This window comes from Vibrio sp. STUT-A16, assembly GCF_026000495.1.
Classification (GTDB): Bacteria; Pseudomonadota; Gammaproteobacteria; order Enterobacterales; family Vibrionaceae; genus Vibrio; species Vibrio diabolicus.
On the sequence record NZ_AP026765.1, the window covers coordinates 3,450,028 to 3,475,252 of the forward strand.

At 46.8% G+C, this 25,225-nt stretch carries 14 protein-coding genes, 8 tRNA genes and 3 rRNA genes; 7 read left to right on the forward strand and 18 right to left on the reverse strand.

Features of this window, described 5'->3' with window-relative positions; genetic code table 11:
- Positions 1-101 precede the first annotated feature (101 nt).
- The 5 genes from OO778_RS16260 to OO778_RS16280 all read right to left on the reverse strand — a co-directional run bounded on the left by OO778_RS16260 (position 102) and on the right by OO778_RS16280 (position 6,716).
- Positions 102-1,115, reverse strand: coding sequence for an SPOR domain-containing protein (locus OO778_RS16260; protein WP_074191865.1), 1,014 nt, complete (start codon positions 1,113-1,115; stop codon positions 102-104).
- Between the two features lie 157 nt (positions 1,116-1,272).
- Entirely contained in the window at positions 1,273-2,229 is a 957-nt protein-coding gene (locus OO778_RS16265) for an ABC transporter permease (RefSeq protein ID WP_005394358.1), read from the reverse strand.
- A gap of 2 nt (positions 2,230-2,231) precedes the next feature.
- A complete protein-coding gene (locus tag OO778_RS16270; RefSeq protein WP_031780394.1) occupies positions 2,232-3,209 on the reverse strand; it encodes an ABC transporter permease in 978 nt (325 codons plus the stop codon).
- Between the two features lie 145 nt (positions 3,210-3,354).
- The gene (locus OO778_RS16275; RefSeq protein ID WP_005394355.1) at positions 3,355-4,908 is read right to left on the reverse strand and encodes an ABC transporter substrate-binding protein; all 1,554 of its coding nucleotides are present in this window, start codon (positions 4,906-4,908) and stop codon (positions 3,355-3,357) included.
- A 92-nt stretch (positions 4,909-5,000) separates the two neighbouring features.
- Positions 5,001-6,716 (reverse strand): ABC transporter ATP-binding protein, encoded by a 1,716-nt coding sequence (locus OO778_RS16280; protein ID WP_005379108.1) that lies wholly within the window; start codon positions 6,714-6,716, stop codon positions 5,001-5,003.
- A 662-nt stretch (positions 6,717-7,378) separates the two neighbouring features.
- On the opposite strand from OO778_RS16280, the gene OO778_RS16285 reads away from it, so the two are divergent.
- The gene (locus tag OO778_RS16285) at positions 7,379-8,104 is read left to right on the forward strand and encodes an HAD family hydrolase (RefSeq protein WP_005394354.1); all 726 of its coding nucleotides are present in this window, start codon (positions 7,379-7,381) and stop codon (positions 8,102-8,104) included.
- A gap of 197 nt (positions 8,105-8,301) precedes the next feature.
- On the opposite strand, the gene OO778_RS16290 is transcribed toward OO778_RS16285, so the two are convergent.
- The 5 genes from OO778_RS16290 to OO778_RS16310 form a co-directional block, all read right to left on the reverse strand.
- Positions 8,302-8,378 (reverse strand) — tRNA-Pro (locus OO778_RS16290).
- Positions 8,379-8,402: 24 nt separating this feature from the next.
- Positions 8,403-8,478: transfer RNA gene (locus OO778_RS16295), tRNA-His, on the reverse strand.
- A gap of 46 nt (positions 8,479-8,524) precedes the next feature.
- Positions 8,525-8,601, reverse strand: a tRNA-Pro gene (locus tag OO778_RS16300).
- Between the two features lie 69 nt (positions 8,602-8,670).
- Positions 8,671-8,746 (reverse strand) — tRNA-His (locus OO778_RS16305).
- A gap of 34 nt (positions 8,747-8,780) precedes the next feature.
- Positions 8,781-8,857, reverse strand: a tRNA-Arg gene (locus OO778_RS16310).
- A gap of 335 nt (positions 8,858-9,192) precedes the next feature.
- On the opposite strand from OO778_RS16310, the gene OO778_RS16315 reads away from it, so the two are divergent.
- Positions 9,193-9,606 (forward strand): cytochrome c5 family protein, encoded by a 414-nt coding sequence (locus tag OO778_RS16315; RefSeq protein WP_012841248.1) that lies wholly within the window; start codon positions 9,193-9,195, stop codon positions 9,604-9,606.
- A gap of 73 nt (positions 9,607-9,679) precedes the next feature.
- On the opposite strand, the gene rep is transcribed toward OO778_RS16315, so the two are convergent.
- Complete coding sequence (gene rep, locus OO778_RS16320) at positions 9,680-11,695, reverse strand: DNA helicase Rep (protein ID WP_109168649.1); 2,016 nt, start codon at positions 11,693-11,695, stop codon at positions 9,680-9,682.
- Between the two features lie 168 nt (positions 11,696-11,863).
- Between rep and OO778_RS16325 the strand changes: the two genes are divergently transcribed.
- The 4 genes from OO778_RS16325 to OO778_RS16340 all read left to right on the forward strand — a co-directional run bounded on the left by OO778_RS16325 (position 11,864) and on the right by OO778_RS16340 (position 17,085).
- Entirely contained in the window at positions 11,864-12,445 is a 582-nt protein-coding gene (locus OO778_RS16325; RefSeq protein ID WP_104216645.1) for a TetR/AcrR family transcriptional regulator, read from the forward strand.
- Between the two features lie 18 nt (positions 12,446-12,463).
- Positions 12,464-13,567: an efflux RND transporter periplasmic adaptor subunit gene (locus OO778_RS16330; protein WP_012841250.1), complete on the forward strand. Its 1,104-nt coding sequence runs from the start codon at positions 12,464-12,466 to the stop codon at positions 13,565-13,567.
- 12 nt (positions 13,568-13,579) lie between these two features.
- Positions 13,580-16,702, forward strand: a complete 3,123-nt coding sequence (gene vmeD, locus OO778_RS16335) for a multidrug efflux RND transporter permease subunit VmeD (RefSeq protein WP_264910430.1) — start codon at positions 13,580-13,582, stop codon at positions 16,700-16,702.
- 131 nt (positions 16,703-16,833) lie between these two features.
- The gene (locus tag OO778_RS16340; protein WP_012841251.1) at positions 16,834-17,085 is read left to right on the forward strand and encodes an accessory factor UbiK family protein; all 252 of its coding nucleotides are present in this window, start codon (positions 16,834-16,836) and stop codon (positions 17,083-17,085) included.
- A 182-nt stretch (positions 17,086-17,267) separates the two neighbouring features.
- Here OO778_RS16340 and ilvC read toward each other — a convergent pair whose 3' ends face one another.
- Positions 17,268-18,752 carry a ketol-acid reductoisomerase gene (ilvC, locus tag OO778_RS16345; RefSeq protein ID WP_139060105.1) on the reverse strand — a complete coding sequence of 495 codons (1,485 nt, stop codon included), beginning with the start codon at positions 18,750-18,752 and terminating at the stop codon, positions 17,268-17,270.
- Between the two features lie 143 nt (positions 18,753-18,895).
- Here ilvC and ilvY point away from each other — a divergent pair, with 143 nt between their 5' ends.
- Positions 18,896-19,786: an HTH-type transcriptional activator IlvY gene (ilvY, locus tag OO778_RS16350; RefSeq protein WP_134647525.1), complete on the forward strand. Its 891-nt coding sequence runs from the start codon at positions 18,896-18,898 to the stop codon at positions 19,784-19,786.
- A 94-nt stretch (positions 19,787-19,880) separates the two neighbouring features.
- Here the strand turns inward: ilvY and rrf are convergent.
- The 6 genes from rrf to OO778_RS16380 all read right to left on the reverse strand — a co-directional run bounded on the left by rrf (position 19,881) and on the right by OO778_RS16380 (position 25,203).
- Positions 19,881-19,997: ribosomal RNA gene (gene rrf, locus OO778_RS16355) — 5S ribosomal RNA — on the reverse strand.
- A 93-nt stretch (positions 19,998-20,090) separates the two neighbouring features.
- Positions 20,091-22,980, reverse strand: a 23S ribosomal RNA gene (locus OO778_RS16360).
- A gap of 322 nt (positions 22,981-23,302) precedes the next feature.
- Positions 23,303-23,378, reverse strand: a tRNA-Val gene (locus OO778_RS16365).
- 28 nt (positions 23,379-23,406) lie between these two features.
- A tRNA-Lys gene (locus OO778_RS16370) sits at positions 23,407-23,482 on the reverse strand.
- 2 nt (positions 23,483-23,484) lie between these two features.
- A tRNA-Glu gene (locus tag OO778_RS16375) sits at positions 23,485-23,560 on the reverse strand.
- Positions 23,561-23,650: 90 nt separating this feature from the next.
- Positions 23,651-25,203, reverse strand: a 16S ribosomal RNA gene (locus OO778_RS16380).
- Together the 16S, 23S and 5S rRNA genes with 3 tRNA genes alongside form the textbook arrangement of a ribosomal RNA operon.
- Between the last annotated feature and the right edge of the window lie 22 nt (positions 25,204-25,225).

The following is a 25,225-nucleotide window of genomic DNA, read 5'->3' on the forward strand; positions in this document are numbered from 1 at the left end:
GCGTATATGAAAAACCACCAGCTATGCCGGCGGATACTTTTTTCTTTTTGAAAATCGTATTTCGTCCTGAAATGTCTTGAAGTATTAAGGATGAATAACGGTTATTTCACGCACACCACGTTCAATAGTGAGGTTCCGGTGAGCTGGTTTGGCTCACGATCTGCGAACAAACCTTTCTTATCTTTGCCCCAATACGGCAGTTGCAGTGGCCATTGATTTTTTTCCATCACCCCAGACGCCCTCAACACTTTGAATTCTGCAGGGCTGGCTAAGCTCATACCCAGTTGCTGACATACTTTTTGCGAGTTTTCGTAGTTGAGACGATTCCACGGCTTGCCGTATTCCATGTAAAACTGATTGTGGTGGTCGAGTAAATATGGCACCACGTACATTTTGCCTTGTAAGGAGGTTCTCAACCGAACTTCAATGTCATCATTCCCGCTCACAACTGGCTTCGCTTTGGTCTTAGCAACAGGCTTGGAAGAAGAATTATCACGTGTATTTTTTGCCTTGGTCTTTGACTTCTCTGCTGGCGCTGTAAAGGCGTCGGTATCAGCTCGCACGGCAGGAACTGGCGCGGGTTTCGGGGTCACCGTCGGTGTTGGCTTAACCGAAGATGCGACTGATTTCGACGGCACAGCGGGTTTAGATGGTGTCGTAGACTGTTTATTCTCTTTTCCAACCACGCGGATGAAAGCCTCTTTGTAATTCGACAAGGTTTTGACTCCCCGCAAATCCCCCCTCGCATCAGACAGATCTTTGTAAGGCCCAATCAAACAGCGATAACCTTGGGACTCCGGCTTCATCCACACGTCGGTCGTAATCTTGCTGTAAAGCGGCTTTGCTTTCGCGAGTGACATTGGCTTTGGTAGTAATCCGCATTGAATCCAGTAGAGGTAGTTGCCTCCTTGCGGCACTTTCTTTCCCCATACTCCGTTACCAATTGGGCACGTTTTCTCAAGCATCGGCAGTTCTTTCTCGCTGGCTTGAGTAGCTTGGCAAAGGAACTCCTCAGCCGATACTGGGCTAGAAAACTGGGCGCATACCAGCAGCAAGCCGAAAGCTAGGCTTGCTCGGAAGATACGAGATGGGTGTTGTGCCTTCTTCATTTCCATACACTTCACTCTAAATTAGTGGGTAAGGTCATTATGGCGGCAAAGCGCCAAAAAAATGTGAACAAAGAATAACTAGCAAAAAAAGAGCCGGAATTTGCATCCGGCTCTCAGTTTAGGAAGGAATTAAGCGAATTTACAACGCTTGGCGGGAAAATTCTTAACCTTTGTACAGTTTCGGGTTGAATACATCTCGTAACCAGTCACCCAATAAGTTGATAACCAGAACCAGTGTAACCAACACGATGCCTGGGAAGGCAGTAATCCACCACGCACCTGAGAAGATGTAGTTAAAGCCGATGCTGATCAGCGCACCTAGTGACGGCTGATCAACAGGAAGACCCAAACCTAGGAATGACAGTGCCGCTTCCGACATGATCGCATTCGCTACCTGTACCGTCGAGATAACCAAGATTGGTGATAGACAGTTCGGCAGGATGTGACGGAACATGATGCGTGGCGCTTTAAAGCCCATCACGCGTGCCGCTTCTACGTATTCTTTCTTCTTCTCAGCCAGTACTGAAGCACGAATGGTACGTGCGTATTGCGGCCATTCAGCCACACCGATGATCACCACCAGCATCACCACCGCGTATTGGCTGTAAAAATCGCTGCCAAAGCTGGCTTTGAAAATGGCCGACACGATGATCGCGACCATCATGGTCGAGAATGACAACTGTACGTCTGCAAAACGCATCAAGAAGCTATCGATACGACCACCGAAGTAACCCGCCGACAAACCAATGATGATACCCAAAATCAACTGAAGACCGACGGCTAAAAAGCCGATAGTCAAAGACAGACGAGAACCGTAAAGAATGGTCGATAAAATATCACGGCCTTGCTCATCAGTACCAAGAACAAAACGCTCATCGCCCTCTTCCATCCAAGACGGTGGTAGCTCTGAATCCATGATGTCGATAGACGTCAGATCATACGGGTCAGTCGGAGCTAGAATTGGCGCAGCTAATGCCAACACTAAGAACATCATAAAGACCGTAAAACTTGCCATCGCCACTTTGTCGCGCTTGAAGTAATACAAGAAGTCCGACTCTTTAAAACGCTGCCATGCTGATGGAGCGGCTTCAGGAGCTGGTGTTACATTTGATTGGCTCATGATTAAGCTCCTTTTCCAGTTAAGTTCACAGTTGGGTTGATGATGCCGTACAGCAAATCAACGATGGTATTGGTTACCACGAAAATCAGACCAACAAAGATAACGTAAGCTGTAATCAACGGTGTATCGACACGGTTGATTGCCTCTAGGAAAAGAAAGCCTGTACCCGGCCACTGGAATACGGTTTCGGTTAGGATGGTGTAAGCCACCATGGTACCAATCTGCACGCCACCTACCGTCAGTACTGGCAGCATGGTGTTCTTAAGTGCATGTTGGTAGTAAATTTTTTGTAAGTTCAAACCTTTTGCTTTGGCGAACTTAATGTATTCCGAGCTCAGTACTTCCAGCATTTCTGAACGTACCAGACGGATGAACAACGGCAGCATGATAGACGCTAGCGCAATACACGGCAGGATAAGGTGCTTAATACCATCAATGGTAAAGAAGCCAGATTCCCAACCGAGCACGTTAGCGGTTTCACCTCGCCCGTAGGAAGGCAGCCAGCCGAGTTCGATGGAGAAGACGTACATCAGCATGATTGCGGTTAGGAACACCGGAATCGAGATGCCGACACTACTCATCGCCATAACAAATTTGGTAAAGACACTCTTCGGGTGAATCGCGGAATACACCCCGAGTGGTATAGAGAAAACGATAATGATGAGCGTCGCACCAAACACGAGCTCTAATGTTGCCACCAGCTTATCGAGGATCACCTCAACCGCAGGTCGCTTGAAAAAGTATGATGTACCCAAATCACCTTGCAGTGCATTACCCACAAAGCGCGTGTACTTTGTGATAAAGGGATCGTTCAGGCCCAATTCGTCACGTAGCGCTTGGCGCTCCGACTCCGAAACCGACTGACCTACAAGCTCACGCAGCGGATCACCCAGGTTGTCCTGAATGGCAAACGCCACCAAACTGATCACAAACATCACTATCAGTGCCTGAAACAGGCGCTTGACCAGAAACGAAAACATTCCTTGCCCCTTAACTATCCATAGATCTCTAAACTTAGAGAGAAAATTCAGTCTGTAAAACTGGCTCAATCCGACTGAAATAAACCGAGCCAAGTGTCGAAAACAGAGAAGGACTGGCGCCCCTCTCTGTCATGACTAAGTATGATTACTCGACAACTAGGTCGCCAAAGTAAGGCATTACCATTGGGTTCACGATGTCTGCGGCTTTCACGTTAGACTTCGCACCCCACGCTTCACTTTGCCAGTGTAGCGGTACAAATGCAGCATCGTTGTATAGCGTCGCTTCGACACCTTTCAGCATTGCTGCACGTTTCGCAGGGTCCGTCTCTACGTTTGCAGCTTCAACCACTTTGTCCATTTCTGGGTTTGAGTAGTGACCACAGTTGTACTGACCACGACCAGTTTCTTCGTTACGAGTCATAGTTAGGAACTCGTTGAAGTTTGCCGAGTCCTCTGTATCCGAGTGCCAACCGATCATCAGCATGTCTGCCGCACACTTATCAAACTCAGGCCAGTATTGCGCTTTTGGCATGGTTTTCAGATCAACCTTGATGCCAATCTTAGACAACATTGCCGCTGCCGCTTGCGCTACTTTCGCATCGTTTACGTAGCGGTTGTTTGGCGCAATCATAGTTAGCGTCAGGCCGTTCTCATAACCCGCTTCTTTCATCAGTTGTTTTGCTTTCTTCAGATCGTAGCGAGGTACTAGCTTGTCATCGTGACCAACGTAACCAGTTGGACTCTGCTGACCAGCTGCAGTAGCGAAGCCTTTCATGATTTTCTTAACGATGCCTTCGTTGTTGATTGCGTGAACAATCGCTTGGCGAACGCGAACGTCTTTCAGTGCTTCGTTGCTGTTTTGGTTTAGTTGGAACGTGATGATACGAGTACCTGGTAGCGTGACTAGATCGATGCCGTCTGCGTCTTTCACACGTTTGTGATCGTTTGGTGCTACCGGGTGAATCATGTCAACGCCGCCAGAAAGTAGCGCAGCTACACGAGTCGCATCTTCTTTGATTGGAACAAGCGTTAGCTTATCAACGTTACCTTTCGACTCTTTGTCCCAGTAATCTTTAAAGCGTTCAAATTCCACTTTTACGCCCTGCTCACGTGATGTCACGATGAACGGACCCGTGCCAGAAACGTTAGTCGATGCGAATGAGTTACCGTGCTTCACTAGTTCAGACTTGTCTTTGCCGTCTGCGGTTTTACCCGTATAGAACTTGCTGTCCATAGGGAAAATGTACGTTGCAGTTTGCAGCACTAGTGGGTAAGGACCTTTGGTTACAAGATCGAACGTGTTGTCGTCCACTTTGACGATTTTCTCGTACGGGTCGAAAATGTTTTTAAAATCAGGAGAACTTTGTAGACGCTCAAACGTCCATACAACGTCGTCAGCCGTTAGGGTATTACCAGAGTGGAATTTCACACCTTCACGCAATTTAAAACGAACGGTAGTGTCGTTAATGCGCTCCCAGCTCTCTGCTAGACGAGGTTCGAAATCCATTTTTTGAGTAAAGCGAACTAACGGATCAAATACCATGTGTGACATTTGCAGTGTGCCACCTGATAGCTGCTCATGTGGGTCAAGCGATACTGGGTCAGCTGCGTAGCCAACTTTGATATCTGCTGCCAGTGCATTAAAGCTTAGGCCCGCCGCCATTAGCGCCACTGCTAATTTGCTTTTCATGGTTTTCATTTGCATAACTCCTTCATGCGGGGATACGGATCCCTTGTTGTTGTGTTTGCGTCTTTGTTATGACTAAAGGTTAGCCAAGCGAGGTGCTTGGTTTATGCCGTCTCGATCTCTTCTCGCAAGCCTGTAAATTCAGGCATCAGAGAAATCAATTTTTTGCTGTATTCGTGTTGGGGTGCCGTAAATAACTGTTCTGTTGGTGCCACTTCTAAAAGTGTACCCATTTGCATCACACCTACTCGGTCACACATCTGACGAATAACAGGTAAATCGTGGCTGATAAACAACATAGTCAAGTTCAGCTCACTTTGCAGATCTTTCAGCAAGTTTAGAATTTGTGCCTGTACCGATACGTCCAGTGCCGATGTCGGTTCATCACAAATCAAAAGTCGAGGACGAGTCGCCAACGCACGCGCAATAGAAATACGCTGACGCTGACCACCGGAGAATTCATGAGGATACTTAAGCCCAGCCATGCGACCCAAACCAACATGATCCAATAGGTCATTCACGATTTGGCGAGTTTCCGACTCGTTTTTCGTCAGTTTATGAAAACGGATTGGCTCAGCAATAATATCGAATACCTTCATACGAGGGTTCATTGAGGTATAGGGGTTTTGGAACACCATCTGCATCTGACGACGCATTGGGCGGCGTTCTTTCTCAGAGGTTAAAGCTGTCAGGTCAATACCCTCAAACTTCACCTGACCAGAGTTAGGTTGGTATAAACCAGCAATAACTCGCGCAATGGTTGATTTACCAGAGCCAGACTCACCCACCAAACCAAAGGTTTCGCCTTCATGCACTTCAAAGCTCACATTATTGGATGCCTGCACGTATTCGCGACGGCTTTCAAATAAAGAGTCTTTGGTGACAAAGCGTAGATTAACGTTCTTCACGTCCAAAAGCGGGCCTGTGTACTCGCGCTCATCCTGACTTTGTCCTAGCCAGTGATTCTTAATGTCGAGAGGCTCCATTTCTGCCGCTTCTTCGATGTAGCTGACCAAAGGGAAGCGATCTAGCTTTCTGTCTGAACGTGGAACGGCTGAAATTAGGCTGCGAGTATAGGAGTGATCAGGATCGCCCAACACTTTGGCTGTTGGTCCAAACTCCACCAAGTCACCACGATACATTACCGCGACGCGGTCGGTGACGTTGGAGACCACACCCATATCGTGAGTAACCAGCATACAGCCGACATTGTTCTTGATACACAATTCTCGGATCAAGTTGAGGATTTGGTCTTGGATAGAAACGTCTAACGCCGTAGTTGGTTCGTCCGCAATGATCAGATCTGGCTCACCAGCCAAAGCAATCGCAATGACGACACGCTGACGCATACCACCAGAGAATTGGTGTGGGTATTGTTTTAAGCGGTTTTCTGGCTGCGGGATGCCAACTTGCTGCATCAGAGAAAGCGCACGCTGATACGCCTCTTCATCAGAGACTTTCATGTTGGCGTGGATCGTCTCTTTCAGCTGCTGCTCAACCGTAAAAAGTGGGTTAAGTGAGGTCATTGGATCTTGGAAAATAAAACCAATCTTCGATCCGCGAACCTTACGCATCGCTTCTGGTGATAAACCAGAAATTTTTTCTCCATCCAAGAAAACATCGCCGCTAGCAACGCGACCTGGAGGGCTAAGCAAATCAATAACGGCGTTACCAACGGTGGATTTACCCGCACCTGATTCGCCAACAACACCCACGATTTCACCACGTTCAATATGAAAAGAAAGTGACTTCACGGCAGCGTGAACGCCGTGTCGGGATGGGTATTCAATACGAAGGTTTTTCACTTCTAATAGTGACATTTCAGACCTCTACTGCCTTGTCTGTGGTATCGAATCGCGCCAAAGGCACCATTCATCACCTGAATGAATCCGTTCAAATTCAGAATAATACTCTGAAATCTTAATGCGGAAACAATTTGGCAAAAATCACACAAAAAAGCAACAATTAAAGTATATTCCGCCGAGAAAACATTAAATAAACGCACAATGAGCGAATAAAAATGCATTAACAAGTATTTAACCATTTTCATATCACACTATTTTTGTGCGCCATGCACCAATAAAACTAGAAAAATGCTCTAAAAATAAGCATGGGCCAACCAGAACCATTACCCACATTATTCATATGTGATTATTAACATTTAACAAACAATATCGTATGCAAAAAGCAATTTTTCAACATAAAAAACTATTAATAAAATAGTCGGCAAATATAAAAAGCCAAACTTAGAAAGAGAAAGGATAGGCTAAAACGTGAACACAACAGCAAAACCACACAAATCCTTTGTCGACGACGATTATGCGCCGCTTAAGCGGTTTGTTGACTAAACAAAAGAAAATGCGGTTACCATCACTCTCCCAGTGTAGGTGAAGCACATCGATTTTAACCCTTTACGACACAATTGAGAGTGGGATAATAGATAATCAATGTTAGAGCCAAGCTGTAAATGAAAGGAGCCCCTGTGCTTAAAGCGATTTTTTTTGATATGGACGAGACTTTATGTGCGACGTCACAAGCCGATAAAGTTGCAGGACAAAAGTTTACGACTTGGATTCATAAGACCTACCCGCAAGTTACCGAACCACAAGCTTTTTTACAGCGCTACTTACAGGGTGTGTACAAGAAGCTGAATGCGGAATTCCCTCACCTTGTGGCTCTGCTACCTGATGAAAACGCGTTCCGTTGTGGCCTGATCCAAAACATATTGGCGGAGCACGGAGTCAGCATTAATGCCGAAGAGGCTCAACAAGCTCAAGACTACTTTGACTCTGCACGTATGGGCGCGTTCACTTTCTTCCCTGGTGTAAAAGAAATGCTCAGCGATCTTCGTCAGCATTATAAACTCGTCGTGATCACTAACGGCCCGATTTTTTCTCAACACCCAAAACTCAGCGCGACACAGATGAGCGACTGGGTGGACCATATTATTGTGGGGGGAGAAGAGCCTGAAGAGAAGCCCGCTGCGAGCATTTTCCAAAAAGCGCTCGACTTGGTCGAAGTAAAACCAGAAGAAGCTCTACACATTGGCGACTCTTTACCAGCAGATATAGCAGGCGCTAACAATATGGGCATTTTGAGTGTGTGGGTAAATGCGACAGGCGCAAGTAACTCAACAGATATAACGCCAAATTTTGAAATCCAAGAAACGGTAGAGCTGAGAGAAATCCTTAAAACACTCGCCCAATAAAAGTAGCGGATTAGAAAAACACAAAGCCCCAGTCTTTCGACTGGGGCTCTAAATAGCGGTCGGTGAAGAGCCGAATTCTAACTTCAGGCGAACCCCTTGGGTTCAAATCCATTGATACGTTGCCGACTAATACAGTCCAAGCGAGATCATAAACTCTAAAACGACGAAAGCCTGCTAAAAAGCAGGCTTTCTAATAGTGGTCGGTGAAGAGGGATTCGAACCCCCGACCCTCTGGTCCCAAACCAGATGCGCTACCAAACTGCGCTATTCACCGAGCATATATTCTTTAAATAAAGAATGGGGTGGCTAACGAGACTTGAACTCGCGACAACCGGAATCACAATCCGGGGCTCTACCAACTGAGCTATAGCCACCATCAAATTGTCATGTTTACCGCTATCTCAGCCATAAACTAAATAGTGGTCGGTGAAGAGGGATTCGAACCCCCGACCCTCTGGTCCCAAACCAGATGCGCTACCAAACTGCGCTATTCACCGACGATGTTTTATCTTGATTTAATCAAGATTGGGAGCAATGCTACCGCATTCAATCTAAAAAAGAAAGAATGGGGTGGCTAACGAGACTTGAACTCGCGACAACCGGAATCACAATCCGGGGCTCTACCAACTGAGCTATAGCCACCACTGATTTTTTACCGATGTATCCTCCGAGGCAATGGTACGCCCGAAAGGATTCGAACCTTCGACCTTTGGCTCCGGAGGCCAACGCTCTATCCAACTGAGCTACGGGCGCATGCCCTATCGGCGGAGTGGAATAATACGGATATCACACTATGCCGTCTAGTACTTTTTTTACTTTTTTTATCGTTTGGTCTCTTTTTCGACAGTTATCTTCCTTTAAACTGAATTTTTGATGTGATTCACGCCCTGTCATGGATAACTTGTTGTTTATTGCAACAAGTTATCGGGATATAATCACCCATTATTTACATTGATTTAACAGCTGCAACCAAGTTGTCTAATCATTCTATGCCATTCAGTGGAATTTAGTGATTTCTCTGCTCGGCATTAATACTCTAACTATATAAATAGGTAAGTCACTTACCTCGGGAATGTGAAGTGGGTTTAATGGATATGTCTCGACAAATGATTAGCGTTTTGTTCGCTGCCTTAACGTTTTCTACGGCAGCTTTAGCTTCTGACATCAGCCAAACTGAATACGATGCGATCGCAGAACGCATCCAACCTGTCGGTGATGTTTATCTAGCGGGTTCTGAGCCAGTGAAAGAAGAACCAACCGGTCCACGTGATGGCGCCACAGTTTATGGTACTTTTTGTATTGCTTGTCACGCATCTGGTGTAAACGGCGCACCTAAAACGGGTAATGCCGATGACTGGGCACCGCGTATTGCACAAGGCAAAGAGACGTTAGTGAAGCACGCGTTAGAAGGCTTCAATGCGATGCCTGCCAAAGGAACCTGTATGGACTGTTCTGACGATGAAATCATCGCAGCAATCGACCACATGATTGAAGGTCTATAAGTAAAGACATAAACGAAAAAGGCTTGCCAACTGGCAAGCCTTTTTGTTTTTAGTCAGTGAGCACAAGGTTACTCTATTTCTTAAACATTGCTCGAATATTGGCAATGTGTGCCTGACCTTTCGCCATACGCTCTTCTGCTGATACTGGCTTTTTATTGGCTTCCCATTCAACGTCATCAAATGGCAACTCATCCAAAAATCGGCTTTGAGTCGGTTTTATCAACTCGCCGAACTGTCGACGCTCTTTGCACATAGTGAAAGTCAGTTCACGCTGCGCTCGGGTAATGCCAACATACATCAGACGACGCTCTTCTTCGACGTTGTCTTCATCAATACTGGTTTGGTGCGGTAAAATACCTTCTTCAGACCCAATTAGGTATACATATGGGAACTCAAGGCCTTTTGATGCGTGCAGCGTCATCAGTTGTACTGCATCACTGTCTTCATCTTCTTCACCGCGCTCCATCATGTCACGCAAGGTCAAACGCTGAACGACTTCTTTTAACGTTTTCTCTTCTTGATCGTAGTTGTCACCTTCTAGATCCGCCACTATCCAGGAGTAAAGATCAGAAACGTTCTTCATTCGCATTTCAGCGGCTTTCGGGCTTGCTGAAGTTTCGTATAACCAATCTTCGTAATGGATATCGCGAACCAAGGAGCGAACCGCTTCGACGGTATCACCACGCTCAGCTTGGTCAGCAATCGCCACTAACCATTGGGTGAAACGACGTAAGTTTTCCAGGCCGCGTCCCGTTAAGTGCTGTTCGAGCCCCATTTCAAAACTCGACTCAAACAGGCTCTTCCCACGCATATTGGCATAACTGCCTAGCTTTTCTAACGTTACTGGGCCAATTTCACGTCGTGGTGTATTCACAATGCGTAAGAATGCATTGTCGTCATCTGGGTTAACCAAAACGCGCAAATACGCCATGATGTCTTTAATTTCTGCTCGTGCAAAAAACGAGGTGCCACCAGAAATTTTATACGGCACACGGTTTTGCATTAGAGACTTTTCAATTAAGCGTGATTGGTGGTTACCACGGTACAAAATTGCGTAATCACGATAGTCGGTTCGATTCAAGAATTTGTGTGCAATCAACTCCCCCGTGACACGCTCAGCCTCATGCTCTTCATTTTTAGCCAACAACACTTTGAGTTTTTCACCGTCAGGAATTTCTGAAAATAAGGACTTCTCATAGACGTGAGGGTTATTGGCTATCAAAATGTTGGCCGCACGCAGGATTCGACTCGTTGAGCGGTAGTTTTGCTCCAACTTAATCAATCGCAAATTCGGGTAATCTTCACCCAGCAAGACTAGGTTCTGAGGCTTCGCACCACGCCATGAATAAATGGACTGGTCATCATCTCCTACGACCGTCAATCGCCCACGTTCACCGACGATTAATTTCACCAACTCATATTGACTCGTGTTGGTATCTTGGTACTCATCGACCAACAGATAGCGGATACGATTCTGCCAACGTTGACGAACGTCTTCATGATTGCGCAAGAGTAAGACGGGCATCAAAATTAGGTCATCAAAATCGAGCGCGTTATAGGCTTTCATTTGCTTTTGGTACATATCAAAGCAGAACGCAAACAATTGTTGCTGCTCACCTTGCGCACGCGCTTTGGCTTGCTCTGGCGTCAACATGTCGTTTTTCCAATTGGAAATACAACTCAGAAGCTGACGTAGCAGATCTTTATCACCATCAAGCTGCTTTTCGGTAAGTTCCTTGAGTAGCGCCAGTTGGTCTTGGTCATCAAACAGTGAAAAGCCCGCTTTCAATCCTAAATGCTTGTATTCGCGTTTGATGATGTTTAATCCCAAGGTGTGGAACGTTGATACCATCAAACCTTTAGACTCGGCTTTCCCCAACGTTTGGCCGACACGTTCTTTCATTTCACGCGCCGCTTTGTTGGTAAACGTCACCGCTGCAATATTACGCGCTTTGTAGCCACATTGCTGAACCAGATAAGCGATTTTATTGGTAATAACACGAGTTTTGCCCGAGCCAGCACCAGCTAGCACTAGGCATGGACCAGACACGTATTTCACGGCTTCATCTTGACTAGGGTTCAGCTTCATAGAAATTCTCTGCGGGTGATAAATGTGGCGCCTATGATAAAGGGGTGGCCTCGTGAAAGCTACGCTGATTTCTTGTAATTTTCATACCAACAAGCGCAACATTCTGTTGCATAAAAGGCGGGTATTTGAGCTATAATGAATGAACGTTCATTCACTAGTGGTAGGATTATGAAGGATAACCCTGCTGTAGATAAGCGAGAACAAATCTTAGTCGCTGCAGAGCAACTCATTGCTGAATCGGGCTTTCAAGGGCTTTCCATGCAAAAGCTCGCCAATGAAGCAGGTGTCGCAGCAGGAACGATTTATCGTTATTTCTCAGATAAAGAACATCTTTTGGAGGAGTTACGCCTTAACGTTGCAAAGCGTGTCGCTACGGCTGTGCAACTGGGCGTGAGTGAAGAGATGCCTTTAAAACAGCGATATCGAACCATGTGGCTCAATATTTGGAATCTAGCGAGCTCGAATTTAAATGCGCTCAGCAATCGAGTTCAATATGAGTCTCTACCCTGTTCAAATAGTAGCAAAGCTCGGGAACTTGAAAGACAAATGTTTGCCCAAGTAGATCTTCTTTTTAATCAGGGGAAAGAAGAGGGCGTATTCAAGTCTCTCGATAACGAAGTGCTTTCTGGATTGAGTTTTGAGGCAAGTGTTGCACTTGCTAGGAAACACGCTTTGGGATTTTATCAGCTGGATAAGGCGGCATTAGAAGCTGCTATTGAAGCCAGTTGGGATGCAATTATTAAACACTAACTTGGAGTTCTTAATAGAATGAAAAAGTGGATTTTGATGCTATCAATTGTTTTATTACTTTTTGGTAGTGTTGTGACATACAGGCTAATTGATATCAAAGACAAAATGGAACAGTTTGCCAATCGCCCTGAACCAGCATTCCCAGTAACCGTAACTGAAGTACAAGCGGTTGATTGGGTTCCTGCTATAGAGGCAATTGGCTTTATTGAACCAAACCAAGGGGTTACCGTTGCTAATGAAACTAGCGGTGTTATCGACAAAATCGCATTTGATTCCGGCACTCAAGTCAAAGCAGGCCAGCCATTAGTACTGCTTGACTCTGACGTTGAGAAAGCGAATTTAAAGAGCTCGCAAGCCAAGTTGCCAGCAGCAGAAGCGAAATACAAACGCTACCAAGGGCTATTTAAAAAAGGCTCTATTTCTAAAGAAGCGTATGACGAAGCAGAAGCGAACTACTTCTCCTTAAAAGCGGACATTGAAAGCTTGAAAGCGACCATCGACCGACGCGAAATCAAAGCGCCATTTGATGGTGTGGTAGGTATTCGTAACGTGTACCTAGGTCAGTACCTACAAGCGGGTACTGATATTGTTCGCCTGGAAGACACCAGCGTGATGCGCTTACGCTTTACCGTGCCGCAAACCGATATTTCACGTATCAACATCGACCAAGAAGTGGATATCTTCGTGGATGCCTACCCAGAACAGCCTTTCAAAGGTTCAATTTCTGCGATTGAGCCTGCGGTTAACGTACAAAGTGGCTTGATTCAGGTTCAAGCAGATATCCCTAACAGTGATGGCAAACTGCGTAGTGGTATGTTCGCACGTGCAAACATCATTCTGCCTAAATTAGAAAATCAGGTCACTCTGCCTCAAACTGCGATCACGTTTACGCTATACGGCGACAATGTTTACATCGTAACGGAAGAAGATGGCGAGAAACGCGTTAAGCAGCATGTGGTAAAAGTTGGCGAACGCTCTAAAGATATCGCACACATTCTAGAAGGCGTGAAGCCAGGTGATGTAGTGGTGACATCGGGTCAAGTCCGTTTAAGTAACCACGCAAAAGTAAGCATTGTCGAAAGCGATGCAACTACCCCACCTGCTGAAACACCAATGCTTTAAGTTGGAGGCATCATGCGCTTTACAGATGTTTTTATAAAACGTCCAGTTTTAGCGGTATCGATCAGTTTTTTGATTGCATTGCTTGGTTTGCAAGCCGTGTTCAAAATGCAAGTTCGTGAATACCCTGAAATGACGAATACAGTGGTCACCGTGACCACCAGTTACTACGGTGCAAGTGCCAACTTGATCCAGGGCTTTATTACTCAGCCATTGGAGCAAGCGGTGGCGCAAGCCGATAATATTGATTATATGACCTCGCAATCGGTGTTAGGTAAATCAACCATTACTGTCAACATGAAGTTGAATACCGACCCAAACGCGGCATTGGCTGACATCTTAGCGAAAACTAACTCGGTACGTTCCCAGCTTCCAAAAGAAGCCGAAGACCCGACCGTAACGATGTCGACCGGTTCTACTACCGCGGTATTGTATATTGGTTTTACCAGTGACGAGTTGTCTTCCAGCCAGATCACCGACTACCTTGAGCGTGTAATCAACCCACAGCTATTCACTGTAAATGGTGTATCAAAAGTCGACCTTTACGGTGGTATGAAATACGCGCTGCGCGTATGGCTAGATCCAGCCAAAATGGGCGCATTAAAGCTGACTGCAACGGATGTGATGAGCGTTCTTAACGCCAACAACTACCAATCTGCGACGGGTCAAGCGACGGGTGAGTTCGTGCTTTATAACGGTAGCGCGGATACTCAGGTATCAAACGTTGCTGAACTTGAAGCGTTGGTCGTAAAAACGGGTGAAGGGGACGTTATTCGCTTAGGTGATATCGCGAAGGTAACACTTGAGAAGAGTCACGACGTTTACCGTGCAAGTGCAAACGGCCAAGAAGCCGTGGTTGCTGCAATCAACGCCGCGCCAAGTGCCAACCCAATCAACATCGCTGCTGATGTGCTTGAATTATTACCTCAACTTGAGCGCAACTTACCAAGTAACATCAAAATGAACGTGATGTACGACTCTACCATTGCGATCAACGAGTCAATTCACGAAGTAGTGAAAACGATTCTTGAAGCGGCAATTATCGTACTTGTAGTGATTACACTGTTCCTAGGTTCGTTCCGTGCGGTCATCATTCCTATCGTCACTATTCCACTCTCTTTGATTGGTGTGGCGATGGTTATGCAGGCAATGGGCTTCTCTTGGAACTTAATGACACTACTAGCGATGGTACTTGCCATCGGCCTGGTGGTGGATGACGCGATCGTGGTGCTAGAAAACGTGGACCGTCATATCAAAGAAGGCGAGTCACCATTCCGTGCAGCAATCATTGGTACGCGCGAAATTGCTGTGCCAGTTATTGCGATGACATTAACGCTAGGTGCGGTATACGCACCAATCGCGTTGATGGGCGGTATTACGGGCTCGTTGTTCAAAGAGTTCGCTTTAACGCTAGCAGGTTCGGTATTTGTGTCCGGTATCATCGCTTTAACGCTATCACCTATGATGTGTTCAAAGATGCTGAAGGCGAACGAAAAGCCGAGCAAGTTTGAGCAAAAAGTTCACCATATCCTTGATGGCATGACTAATCGCTACGCAAATATGTTAAAAGCAGTAATGGCGAGCCGACCAGTGGTGATCGTATTTGCCATTATTGTATTTGCAAGCCTACCTGTTTTATTCAAGTTTATTCCTAGTGAACTAGCTCCTTCTGAAGATAAAGGTGTTGTTGTGCTCATAGGGACCGCACCATCGAATTCGAATTTGGACTACATCCAAAACACCATGGATGATGTGAATAAGATTCTCTCTGATCAACCAGAAGTAGAATACGCTCAGGTATTTAACGGTGTTCCGGATTCTAATCAAGCGTTTGGTTTAGCTACACTCAAACCATGGGGCGAACGAGAAGCGAGCCAAGCAGAAATCAAACAGCGTGTTGGTGGGCTTGTTTCGAGCATTCCGGGAATGTCTATTGCTGCCTACGAAATGCCGGAGCTACCAGGTGCTGGTTCAGGCCTTCCTGTACAGTTCGTAATTACAACACCAAACAACTTTGAAAGTTTGTTTACCGTTGCAAATGACATTCTGTCAGAAGTAGCAAGCAGTCCAATGTTTGTCTATTCCGATCTGGATCTGAAATATGATTCTGCAACCATGAAGATTAAGATCGATAAAGACAAAGCGGGTGCCTACGGTGTGACTATGCAAGACATAGGTATCACTCTCAGCACCATGATGGCAGATGGCTATGTAAACCGTATCGACCTTAACGGCCGATCATATGAAGTGATTCCTCAAGTTGAACGTAAATGGCGCCTAAACCCAGAGTCGATGAAGAACTACTATGTGCGTTCTGTTGATGGTAAAGCCGTCCCACTAAGCAGCTTGATTACGATTGATGTGATAGCAGAGCCTCGCTCTTTGCCACACTTCAACCAGCTAAACTCCGCGACGGTAGGTGCGGTGCCATCGCCTAACGTTGCTATGGGTGATGCAATTAACTGGTTTGAAGACATCGCACAAACCAAACTGCCTGCAGGCTATAACCACGATTACATGGGCGAATCTCGTCAGTTTGTGACAGAAGGTAGTGCCTTGTATGCAACCTTTGGTCTTGCACTTGCGATCATCTTCCTCGTTCTGGCGATTCAATTTGAATCACTCCGCGACCCTATTGTCATCATGGTATCTGTACCGCTAGCAATATGTGGTGCCTTGATCGCGTTGGCGTGGGGTACGGCCTCAATGAACATCTACTCGCAGGTTGGTTTGATCACGCTGGTCGGCCTGATCACCAAGCACGGTATCTTGATCTGTGAAGTAGCCAAAGAAGAGCAGTTACATAATAAACTGTCTCGTATTGATGCGGTGATGGAGGCTGCGAAAGTGCGTCTTCGCCCTATCCTAATGACAACCGCAGCAATGATCGCAGGTCTGATCCCGCTGATGTACGCAACAGGTGCAGGTGCCGCGCAACGTTTCAGTATCGGTATCGTAATCGTTGCTGGTCTAGCAATTGGTACATTGTTCACACTATTCGTACTACCTGTGATTTACAGCTACCTAGCAGAAAAACACAAACCACTGCCAGTATTTGTTGAAGACAAAGACTTGGAGAAGTTGGCACGAGTTGATGAAGCGAAAGCAGCCCACCGTGAATTAGCGGATAACAGATAAGCTTTTAAGGCATTCAAAAAGGTCACTTCGGTGACCTTTTTTATTGCCGCTCTCTTTTTTGCCATCTAAATGGCGACTTTCACGTATCATTTACTTAAAATGAGGACAAATCAAAAGGAGTTTTAGCCACTATGTTTGACCCAAAGAAATTAGAGCAAATTGCTAAACAGATTCACGACTCAATGCCTCAACCTGTAAAAGAGTTGGGCTCTGATGTTGATCAGAAGATTCGTCAAGTAATCCAAGGCCAACTAAACAAGCTAGATGTTGTAAGTCGTGAAGAGTTTGATGTTCAAACTCAAGTTTTACTACGTACACGTCAAAAGCTAACAGAAATGGAACAGAAATTGGCGGAGCTTGAAGAGAAGCTTGCAGAAAAATAAGTGTTAAAACGCTCCTCACAAAGGAGCGTTTTTCTTATCGGCGCGCAGATAAATCGGCTAAAAACAAAAAGGCTTGGTCAACGGCGACCAAGCCTTTTGATTAGATGTTGTGTTTTTGTATTTATCGACTCCAGTCTGGCCAGAGTTCATTTAATATTTTCTCTACTTTGAAGCAAAGAAAATTAGCCACCAACCGCGATGCGCTTCATATCTGTCATATAACCACGTAGTTCTTCACCGATATATTCTACAGGGTGGTTGCGGATTGTTTCATTCACAGCGATAAGAGTCGCGTTATCCACTTGGTTAGACGTTTCACCTAGACCTTTACCAATGACGTCTGTACTAACAGAAGGCATGAATTTTTCACGCAGTAGCGGCGTTGCTACATTAGCAAATAGGTAGTTACCATATTCAGCCGTATCAGAGATAACCACGTTCATCTCGTATAAACGCTTACGTGCGATAGTGTTTGCGATAAGTGGCAGCTCGTGTAGAGACTCGTAGTAAGCAGACTCATCGATGATGCCAGATGCCGTCATTGCTTCGAATGCTAGCTCAACACCCGCACGAACCATAGCAACCATCAGGATACCGTTATCGAAGTACTCCTGCTCAGAGATTTCTACGTCAGTTTCTGGGTAGTTTTCGAAAGCAGTTTCACCCGTTTCTGCACGCCAGCCTAGTAGGTTTGCATCGTCGTTTACCCAGTCAGCCATCATCGTGCTAGAGAAGTGACCTGTGATGATGTCATCCATGTGCTTGTTGTATAGCGGACGCATCAGCTCTTTTAGCTCTTCAGAAAGCTCAAATGCTTTCACTTTCGCAGGGTTAGTTAGGCGATCCATCATATGAGTGATACCACCAAACTTCAGAGCTTCCGTGATCGTTTCCCAGCCGTATTGAAGAAGCTTGCCTGCGTAGCCAGGTTCGATACCGTCAGCAATCATCTTCTCGTAACATACGATAGAACCAGCCTGCAACATGCCACAAAGGATAGTTTGCTCACCCATTAGGTCAGATTTCACCTCAGCAACAAAAGAAGACTCTAGACAGCCTGCACGGTGACCACCTGTTGCTGCAGCCCAAGCTTTCGCGATATCCCAACCTTCACCTTTTGGGTCGTTCTCTGGGTGAACAGCGATAAGAGTTGGAACACCGAAACCACGCTTGTATTCTTCACGAACTTCCGTACCCGGACATTTAGGTGCAACCATTACTACCGTTAGGTCTTTACGGATTTGCATGCCTTCTTCAACAACGTTGAAACCGTGAGAGTAACCCAGTGCTGCGCCTTCTTTCATTAGCGGCATTACCGTCTCAACAACGTTTGTGTGCTGCTTATCAGGAGTAAGGTTTACTACTAAGTCAGCTTGTGGAATTAGCGTTTCGTAGCTACCTACCTCAAAACCGTTGTCTTTTGCGTTTTTGAATGACTGGCGTTGCTCATCAATCGCTGCTTGGCGAAGCGCATAAGCAACGTCTAGACCAGAGTCACGCATATTCAGACCTTGGTTAAGACCTTGAGCACCACAACCTACGATGACCACTTTCTTGCCTTTTAAGTAATCCGCTTCTGAAGCAAATTCGCTACGGTCCATAAAGCGACAACGACCTAATTGGTCCAACTGCTCGCGCAAGTTTAAGGTATTGAAATAATTAGCCATCTGGGTGCTCCTTTGAGATTCTTCCATTGAGGTCGGTAATTGCCTTACCGAATAACTTCATACTAAAACAGACATTAAATTGCTTAAAGTGATATATTCACAATTAGTTATTGCAATTTGTGCAACATGGAAATGAAGATTTAATGAATATCAAAAGCCTGCAACTTTTTATTCATCTGTGTGAGAGTAAAAGTTTCGCTAAGACCGCAGCAGCGATGCATGTGAGTCCTTCAGCCTTGAGCAGACAAATACAAAAGCTAGAGGAAGAAACTAGCCAACAATTATTTTTGCGGGACAATCGCAGCGTTGATTTAACGAGCCAAGGCAAAAAACTGGTTCCTGTCGCCTTAAAAATTCTTGGCGAATGGCAGCAGTACCAAAGTCACCTAAAGGGAGCAGAGGACGAATTGAAAGGAGAAATCCGTCTATTTTGTTCGGTTACTGCAAGCTACAGCCACCTGCCAGAGTTAATCTCTGATTTTCGTCTGCAGCATCCTTTTATCGAATTTAAGCTATCAACCGGCGATCCAGCTCAAGCGATCGACAAAATTTTAGCAGATGAAGCAGATATTGCCATCTCAGCCAAATCTGAGCAGATGCCAAGCAAAATCGCATTTGAAACGATCAGTGAAATACCACTTTCTGTCATCGCTCCTGTCGGCGTGAGTTCATTTGCGGAGGAGCTACAAAAAGAAAGACCAAACTGGTCAGTCATTCCATTCATTCTCCCAGAAGCAGGGACAGCAAGAGATAGAGCCAATACTTGGCTCAAACAAATGAAAATAAAGCCGAATATCTACGCGCAAACGTCAGGGCATGAAGCCATCGTAAGTATGGTTGCACTAGGATGCGGTGTAGGTATAGCACCTGATGTCGTGATCAACAATAGCCCGGTGAGAGAGAAGATAAATCGCTTAAAAGTGTTACCAATTAAGCCGTTTGAACTTGGTGTCTGCTGTACCAAAAATCAGTTAGAGAATCCATTAGTGAAGGCTTTTTGGAAAGTAGCGGAGAGTAAATACATTACACCTTAACGATAGATGTTTGAGTTCTGAGTGCTTAGGTAATTTTCAGAACCCAGAAACGTAAAAAAGCCCACTCTTTCGAGTGGGCTTTTTCAAATTTAAAGCCTGGCGATGTCCTACTCTCACATGGGGAAGCCCCACACTACCATCGGCGCTATTTCGTTTCACTTCTGAGTTCGGCATGGAAGTCAGGTGGGTCCAAAACGCTATGGTCGCCAAGCAAATTCTTTAATTCGGAAAGCTGTTTCTTAATTCTCGTTCTTACACATTCAATGTTCTTTCATTGAGTCCATCAAAACCCCTTGGGTGTTGTATGGTTAAGCCTCACGGGCAATTAGTACAGGTTAGCTCAACGCCTCACAACGCTTACACACCCTGCCTATCAACGTCGTAGTCTACGACAACCCTTTAGGATACTTAAAGTATCAGGGAGAACTCATCTCAAGGCTCGCTTCCCGCTTAGATGCTTTCAGCGGTTATCGATCCCGAACTTAGCTACCGGGCAATGCGTCTGGCGACACAACCCGAACACCAGAGGTTCGTCCACTCCGGTCCTCTCGTACTAGGAGCAGCCCCTTTCAATTCTCCAACGCCCACGGCAGATAGGGACCGAACTGTCTCACGACGTTCTAAACCCAGCTCGCGTACCACTTTAAATGGCGAACAGCCATACCCTTGGGACCGACTTCAGCCCCAGGATGTGATGAGCCGACATCGAGGTGCCAAACACCGCCGTCGATATGAACTCTTGGGCGGTATCAGCCTGTTATCCCCGGAGTACCTTTTATCCGTTGAGCGATGGCCCTTCCATTCAGAACCACCGGATCACTATGACCTGCTTTCGCACCTGCTCGAATTGTCATTCTCGCAGTCAAGCGGGCTTATGCCATTGCACTAACCTCACGATGTCCAACCGTGATTAGCCCACCTTCGTGCTCCTCCGTTACGCTTTGGGAGGAGACCGCCCCAGTCAAACTACCCACCAGGCACTGTCCGCAACCCCGATGAGGGGTCGACGTTAGAACATCAACACTACAAGGGTGGTATTTCAAGGACGGCTCCACGCAATCTAGCGACTGCGCTTCAAAGCCTCCCACCTATCCTACACATGTAGGGTCAATGTTCAGTGCCAAGCTGTAGTAAAGGTTCACGGGGTCTTTCCGTCTAGCCGCGGGTACACTGCATCTTCACAGCGATTTCAATTTCACTGAGTCTCGGGTGGAGACAGCGTGGCCATCATTACGCCATTCGTGCAGGTCGGAACTTACCCGACAAGGAATTTCGCTACCTTAGGACCGTTATAGTTACGGCCGCCGTTTACCGGGGCTTCGATCAAGAGCTTCGACCGAAGTCTAACCCCATCAATTAACCTTCCGGCACCGGGCAGGCGTCACACCGTATACGTCATCTTGCGATTTTGCACAGTGCTGTGTTTTTAATAAACAGTTGCAGCCACCTGGTATCTGCGACTCTCAATAGCTCCATCCGCGAGGGACTTCACCGTCGAGAGCGTACCTTCTCCCGAAGTTACGGTACCATTTTGCCTAGTTCCTTCACCCGAGTTCTCTCAAGCGCCTTGGTATTCTCTACCCGACCACCTGTGTCGGTTTGGGGTACGATTCCTTACAATCTGAAGCTTAGAGGCTTTTCCTGGAAGCATGGCATCAATGACTTCACACCCGTAGGTGCTCGACGTCGTGTCTCAGCCTTAAGAAGAGCCGGATTTACCTAACTCTCAAGCCTACGCACTTGAACCTGGACAACCGTCGCCAGGCCCACCTAGCCTTCTCCGTCCCCCCATCGCAATTGTAAGAAGTACGGGAATATTAACCCGTTTCCCATCGACTACGCCTTTCGGCCTCGCCTTAGGGGTCGACTTACCCTGCCCCGATTAACGTTGGACAGGAACCCTTGGTCTTCCGGCGAGGAGGTTTTTCACCCCCTTTATCGTTACTCATGTCAGCATTCGCACTTCTGATACGTCCAGCATGCGTTACCACACACCTTCAACCGCTTACAGAACGCTCCCCTACCCAATACTCAAAGAGTATTGCCGCAGCTTCGGTTTACTACTTAGCCCCGTTACATCTTCCGCGCAGGCCGACTCGACCAGTGAGCTATTACGCTTTCTTTAAATGATGGCTGCTTCTAAGCCAACATCCTGGCTGTCTGAGCCTTCCCACATCGTTTCCCACTTAGTAGTAATTTGGGACCTTAGCTGGCGGTCTGGGTTGTTTCCCTCTCCACGACGGACGTTAGCACCCGCCGTGTGTCTCCCGGATAGTACTTACTGGTATTCGGAGTTTGCAAAGGGTTGGTAAGTCGGGATGACCCCCTAGCCTTAACAGTGCTCTACCCCCAGTAGTATTCGTCCGAGGCGCTACCTAAATAGCTTTCGGGGAGAACCAGCTATCTCCAGGTTTGATTGGCCTTTCACCCCTAGCCACAAGTCATCCGCTAATTTTTCAACATTAGTCGGTTCGGTCCTCCAGTTGATGTTACTCAACCTTCAACCTGCCCATGGCTAGATCACCTGGTTTCGGGTCTATATCCAGAGACTGAACGCCCAGTTAAGACTCGGTTTCCCTACGGCTCCCCTAGATGGTTAACCTTGCCACTGAATATAAGTCGCTGACCCATTATACAAAAGGTACGCAGTCACAGGACAAAGCCTGCTCCTACTGCTTGTACGTACACGGTTTCAGGTTCTATTTCACTCCCCTCACAGGGGTTCTTTTCGCCTTTCCCTCACGGTACTGGTTCACTATCGGTCAGTCAGTAGTATTTAGCCTTGGAGGATGGTCCCCCCATATTCAGACAGGATATCACGTGTCCCGCCCTACTCGATTTCACTGAATATGCGTCGTCAGTTACGGGGCTATCACCCTGTATCGCCAAGCTTTCCAGCTTGTTCACCTAACGCCTATAAAGCTTAAGGGCTAGTCCAATTTCGCTCGCCGCTACTTTCGGAATCTCGGTTGATTTCTTTTCCTCGGGGTACTTAGATGTTTCAGTTCCCCCGGTTCGCCTCGTTATGCTATGTATTCACATAACGATACTTACTTATGTAAGTGGGTTTCCCCATTCGGAAATCCCAGACTCAAGTGGTTTTTACTACCTAATCTGGGCTTATCGCAAGTTAATACGTCCTTCATCGCCTCTGACTGCCAAGGCATCCACCGTGTACGCTTAGTCACTTAACCATACAACCCGAAGGAGTTTCGAGTTGATGTTCAAATCACCAAAGTTGTCTCTCATTATTTGAATGAGCGAGAGACATTCGATTTTGCCGGACTCAAATTCCAAGAACACTTGAATGTGTTTTTAGTTGTATTCATAAATGAATACTTTGAGAACTTTACAAACAACAATAAATTGTTGTTTTGTCAGCTTTCCAAATTGTTAAAGAGCTATGTTTCTTCACAAGGAAGTTACATTTTCTAAAGACTTTCAGAGTCAAAAATGCCAACCAGTATCAATTGCTTGTTCTGGTTTGGACGTTTTATTCCAAAAATACTTAGAGAATGGTGGGCGATACCGGGCTCGAACCAGTGACCCCCTGCTTGTAAGGCAGGTGCTCTCCCAACTGAGCTAATCGCCCACATTATTTTGATTTCCGTGGAAGGAAATGGTGGGTCGTGCAGGATTCGAACCTGCGACCAATTGATTAAAAGTCAACTGCTCTACCAACTGAGCTAACGACCCAATGGTATCCCGTAGGGGAGTCGAACCCCTGTTACCGCCGTGAAAGGGCGGTGTCCTAGGCCTCTAGACGAACGGGACACTAAGTTGAACATCTTGGGGGATGTTCTATCTCTTAAACTTCATAAACCATATCAATCTGTGTGAACACTCATCGCAATAATCATCGTTTAAGGAGGTGATCCAGCGCCAGGTTCCCCTAGCGCTACCTTGTTACGACTTCACCCCAGTCATGAACCACAAAGTGGTAAGCGTCCCCCCGAAGGTTAAACTACCTACTTCTTTTGCAGCCCACTCCCATGGTGTGACGGGCGGTGTGTACAAGGCCCGGGAACGTATTCACCGTGGCATTCTGATCCACGATTACTAGCGATTCCGACTTCATGGAGTCGAGTTGCAGACTCCAATCCGGACTACGACGCACTTTTTGGGATTCGCTCACTTTCGCAAGTTGGCCGCCCTCTGTATGCGCCATTGTAGCACGTGTGTAGCCCTACTCGTAAGGGCCATGATGACTTGACGTCGTCCCCACCTTCCTCCGGTTTATCACCGGCAGTCTCCCTGGAGTTCCCGACATTACTCGCTGGCAAACAAGGATAAGGGTTGCGCTCGTTGCGGGACTTAACCCAACATTTCACAACACGAGCTGACGACAGCCATGCAGCACCTGTCTCAGAGTTCCCGAAGGCACCAATCCATCTCTGGAAAGTTCTCTGGATGTCAAGAGTAGGTAAGGTTCTTCGCGTTGCATCGAATTAAACCACATGCTCCACCGCTTGTGCGGGCCCCCGTCAATTCATTTGAGTTTTAATCTTGCGACCGTACTCCCCAGGCGGTCTACTTAACGCGTTAGCTCCGAAAGCCACGGCTCAAGGCCACAACCTCCAAGTAGACATCGTTTACGGCGTGGACTACCAGGGTATCTAATCCTGTTTGCTCCCCACGCTTTCGCATCTGAGTGTCAGTATCTGTCCAGGGGGCCGCCTTCGCCACCGGTATTCCTTCAGATCTCTACGCATTTCACCGCTACACCTGAAATTCTACCCCCCTCTACAGTACTCTAGTCTGCCAGTTTCAAATGCTATTCCGAGGTTGAGCCCCGGGCTTTCACATCTGACTTAACAAACCACCTGCATGCGCTTTACGCCCAGTAATTCCGATTAACGCTCGCACCCTCCGTATTACCGCGGCTGCTGGCACGGAGTTAGCCGGTGCTTCTTCTGTCGCTAACGTCAAACAACGCCGCTATTAACGACGCCGCCTTCCTCACGACTGAAAGTACTTTACAACCCGAAGGCCTTCTTCATACACGCGGCATGGCTGCATCAGGCTTGCGCCCATTGTGCAATATTCCCCACTGCTGCCTCCCGTAGGAGTCTGGACCGTGTCTCAGTTCCAGTGTGGCTGATCATCCTCTCAGACCAGCTAGGGATCGTCGCCTTGGTGAGCCCTTACCTCACCAACTAGCTAATCCCACCTAGGCATATCCTGACGCGAGAGGCCCGAAGGTCCCCCTCTTTGGCCCGTAGGCATCATGCGGTATTAGCCATCGTTTCCAATGGTTATCCCCCACATCAGGGCAATTTCCTAGGCATTACTCACCCGTCCGCCGCTCGACGCCGTTATCGTTCCCCGAAGGTTCAGATAACTCGTTTCCGCTCGACTTGCATGTGTTAGGCCTGCCGCCAGCGTTCAATCTGAGCCATGATCAAACTCTTCAATTTAAGATTTTGTTCGGCTCAATGA

Bases quoted from the DNA above. Each gene is read 5' to 3' on its own strand.
- vmeD (WP_264910430.1), top strand. From the start codon at position 13,580: ATGCGCTTTACAGATGTTTTTATAAAACGTCCAGTTTTAGCGGTATCG.
- OO778_RS16315 (WP_012841248.1), top strand. From the start codon at position 9,193: ATGGATATGTCTCGACAAATGATTAGCGTTTTGTTCGCTGCCTTAACG.
- rep (WP_109168649.1), bottom strand. From the start codon at position 11,695: ATGAAGCTGAACCCTAGTCAAGATGAAGCCGTGAAATACGTGTCTGGT.
- OO778_RS16265 (WP_005394358.1), bottom strand. From the start codon at position 2,229: ATGAGCCAATCAAATGTAACACCAGCTCCTGAAGCCGCTCCATCAGCA.
- OO778_RS16270 (WP_031780394.1), bottom strand. From the start codon at position 3,209: ATGTTTTCGTTTCTGGTCAAGCGCCTGTTTCAGGCACTGATAGTGATG.
- OO778_RS16330 (WP_012841250.1), top strand. From the start codon at position 12,464: ATGAAAAAGTGGATTTTGATGCTATCAATTGTTTTATTACTTTTTGGT.
- OO778_RS16340 (WP_012841251.1), top strand. From the start codon at position 16,834: ATGTTTGACCCAAAGAAATTAGAGCAAATTGCTAAACAGATTCACGAC.
- OO778_RS16275 (WP_005394355.1), bottom strand. From the start codon at position 4,908: ATGAAAACCATGAAAAGCAAATTAGCAGTGGCGCTAATGGCGGCGGGC.
- ilvY (WP_134647525.1), top strand. From the start codon at position 18,896: ATGAATATCAAAAGCCTGCAACTTTTTATTCATCTGTGTGAGAGTAAA.
- OO778_RS16280 (WP_005379108.1), bottom strand. From the start codon at position 6,716: ATGTCACTATTAGAAGTGAAAAACCTTCGTATTGAATACCCATCCCGA.
- ilvC (WP_139060105.1), bottom strand. From the start codon at position 18,752: ATGGCTAATTATTTCAATACCTTAAACTTGCGCGAGCAGTTGGACCAA.
- OO778_RS16260 (WP_074191865.1), bottom strand. From the start codon at position 1,115: ATGGAAATGAAGAAGGCACAACACCCATCTCGTATCTTCCGAGCAAGC.
- OO778_RS16325 (WP_104216645.1), top strand. From the start codon at position 11,864: ATGAAGGATAACCCTGCTGTAGATAAGCGAGAACAAATCTTAGTCGCT.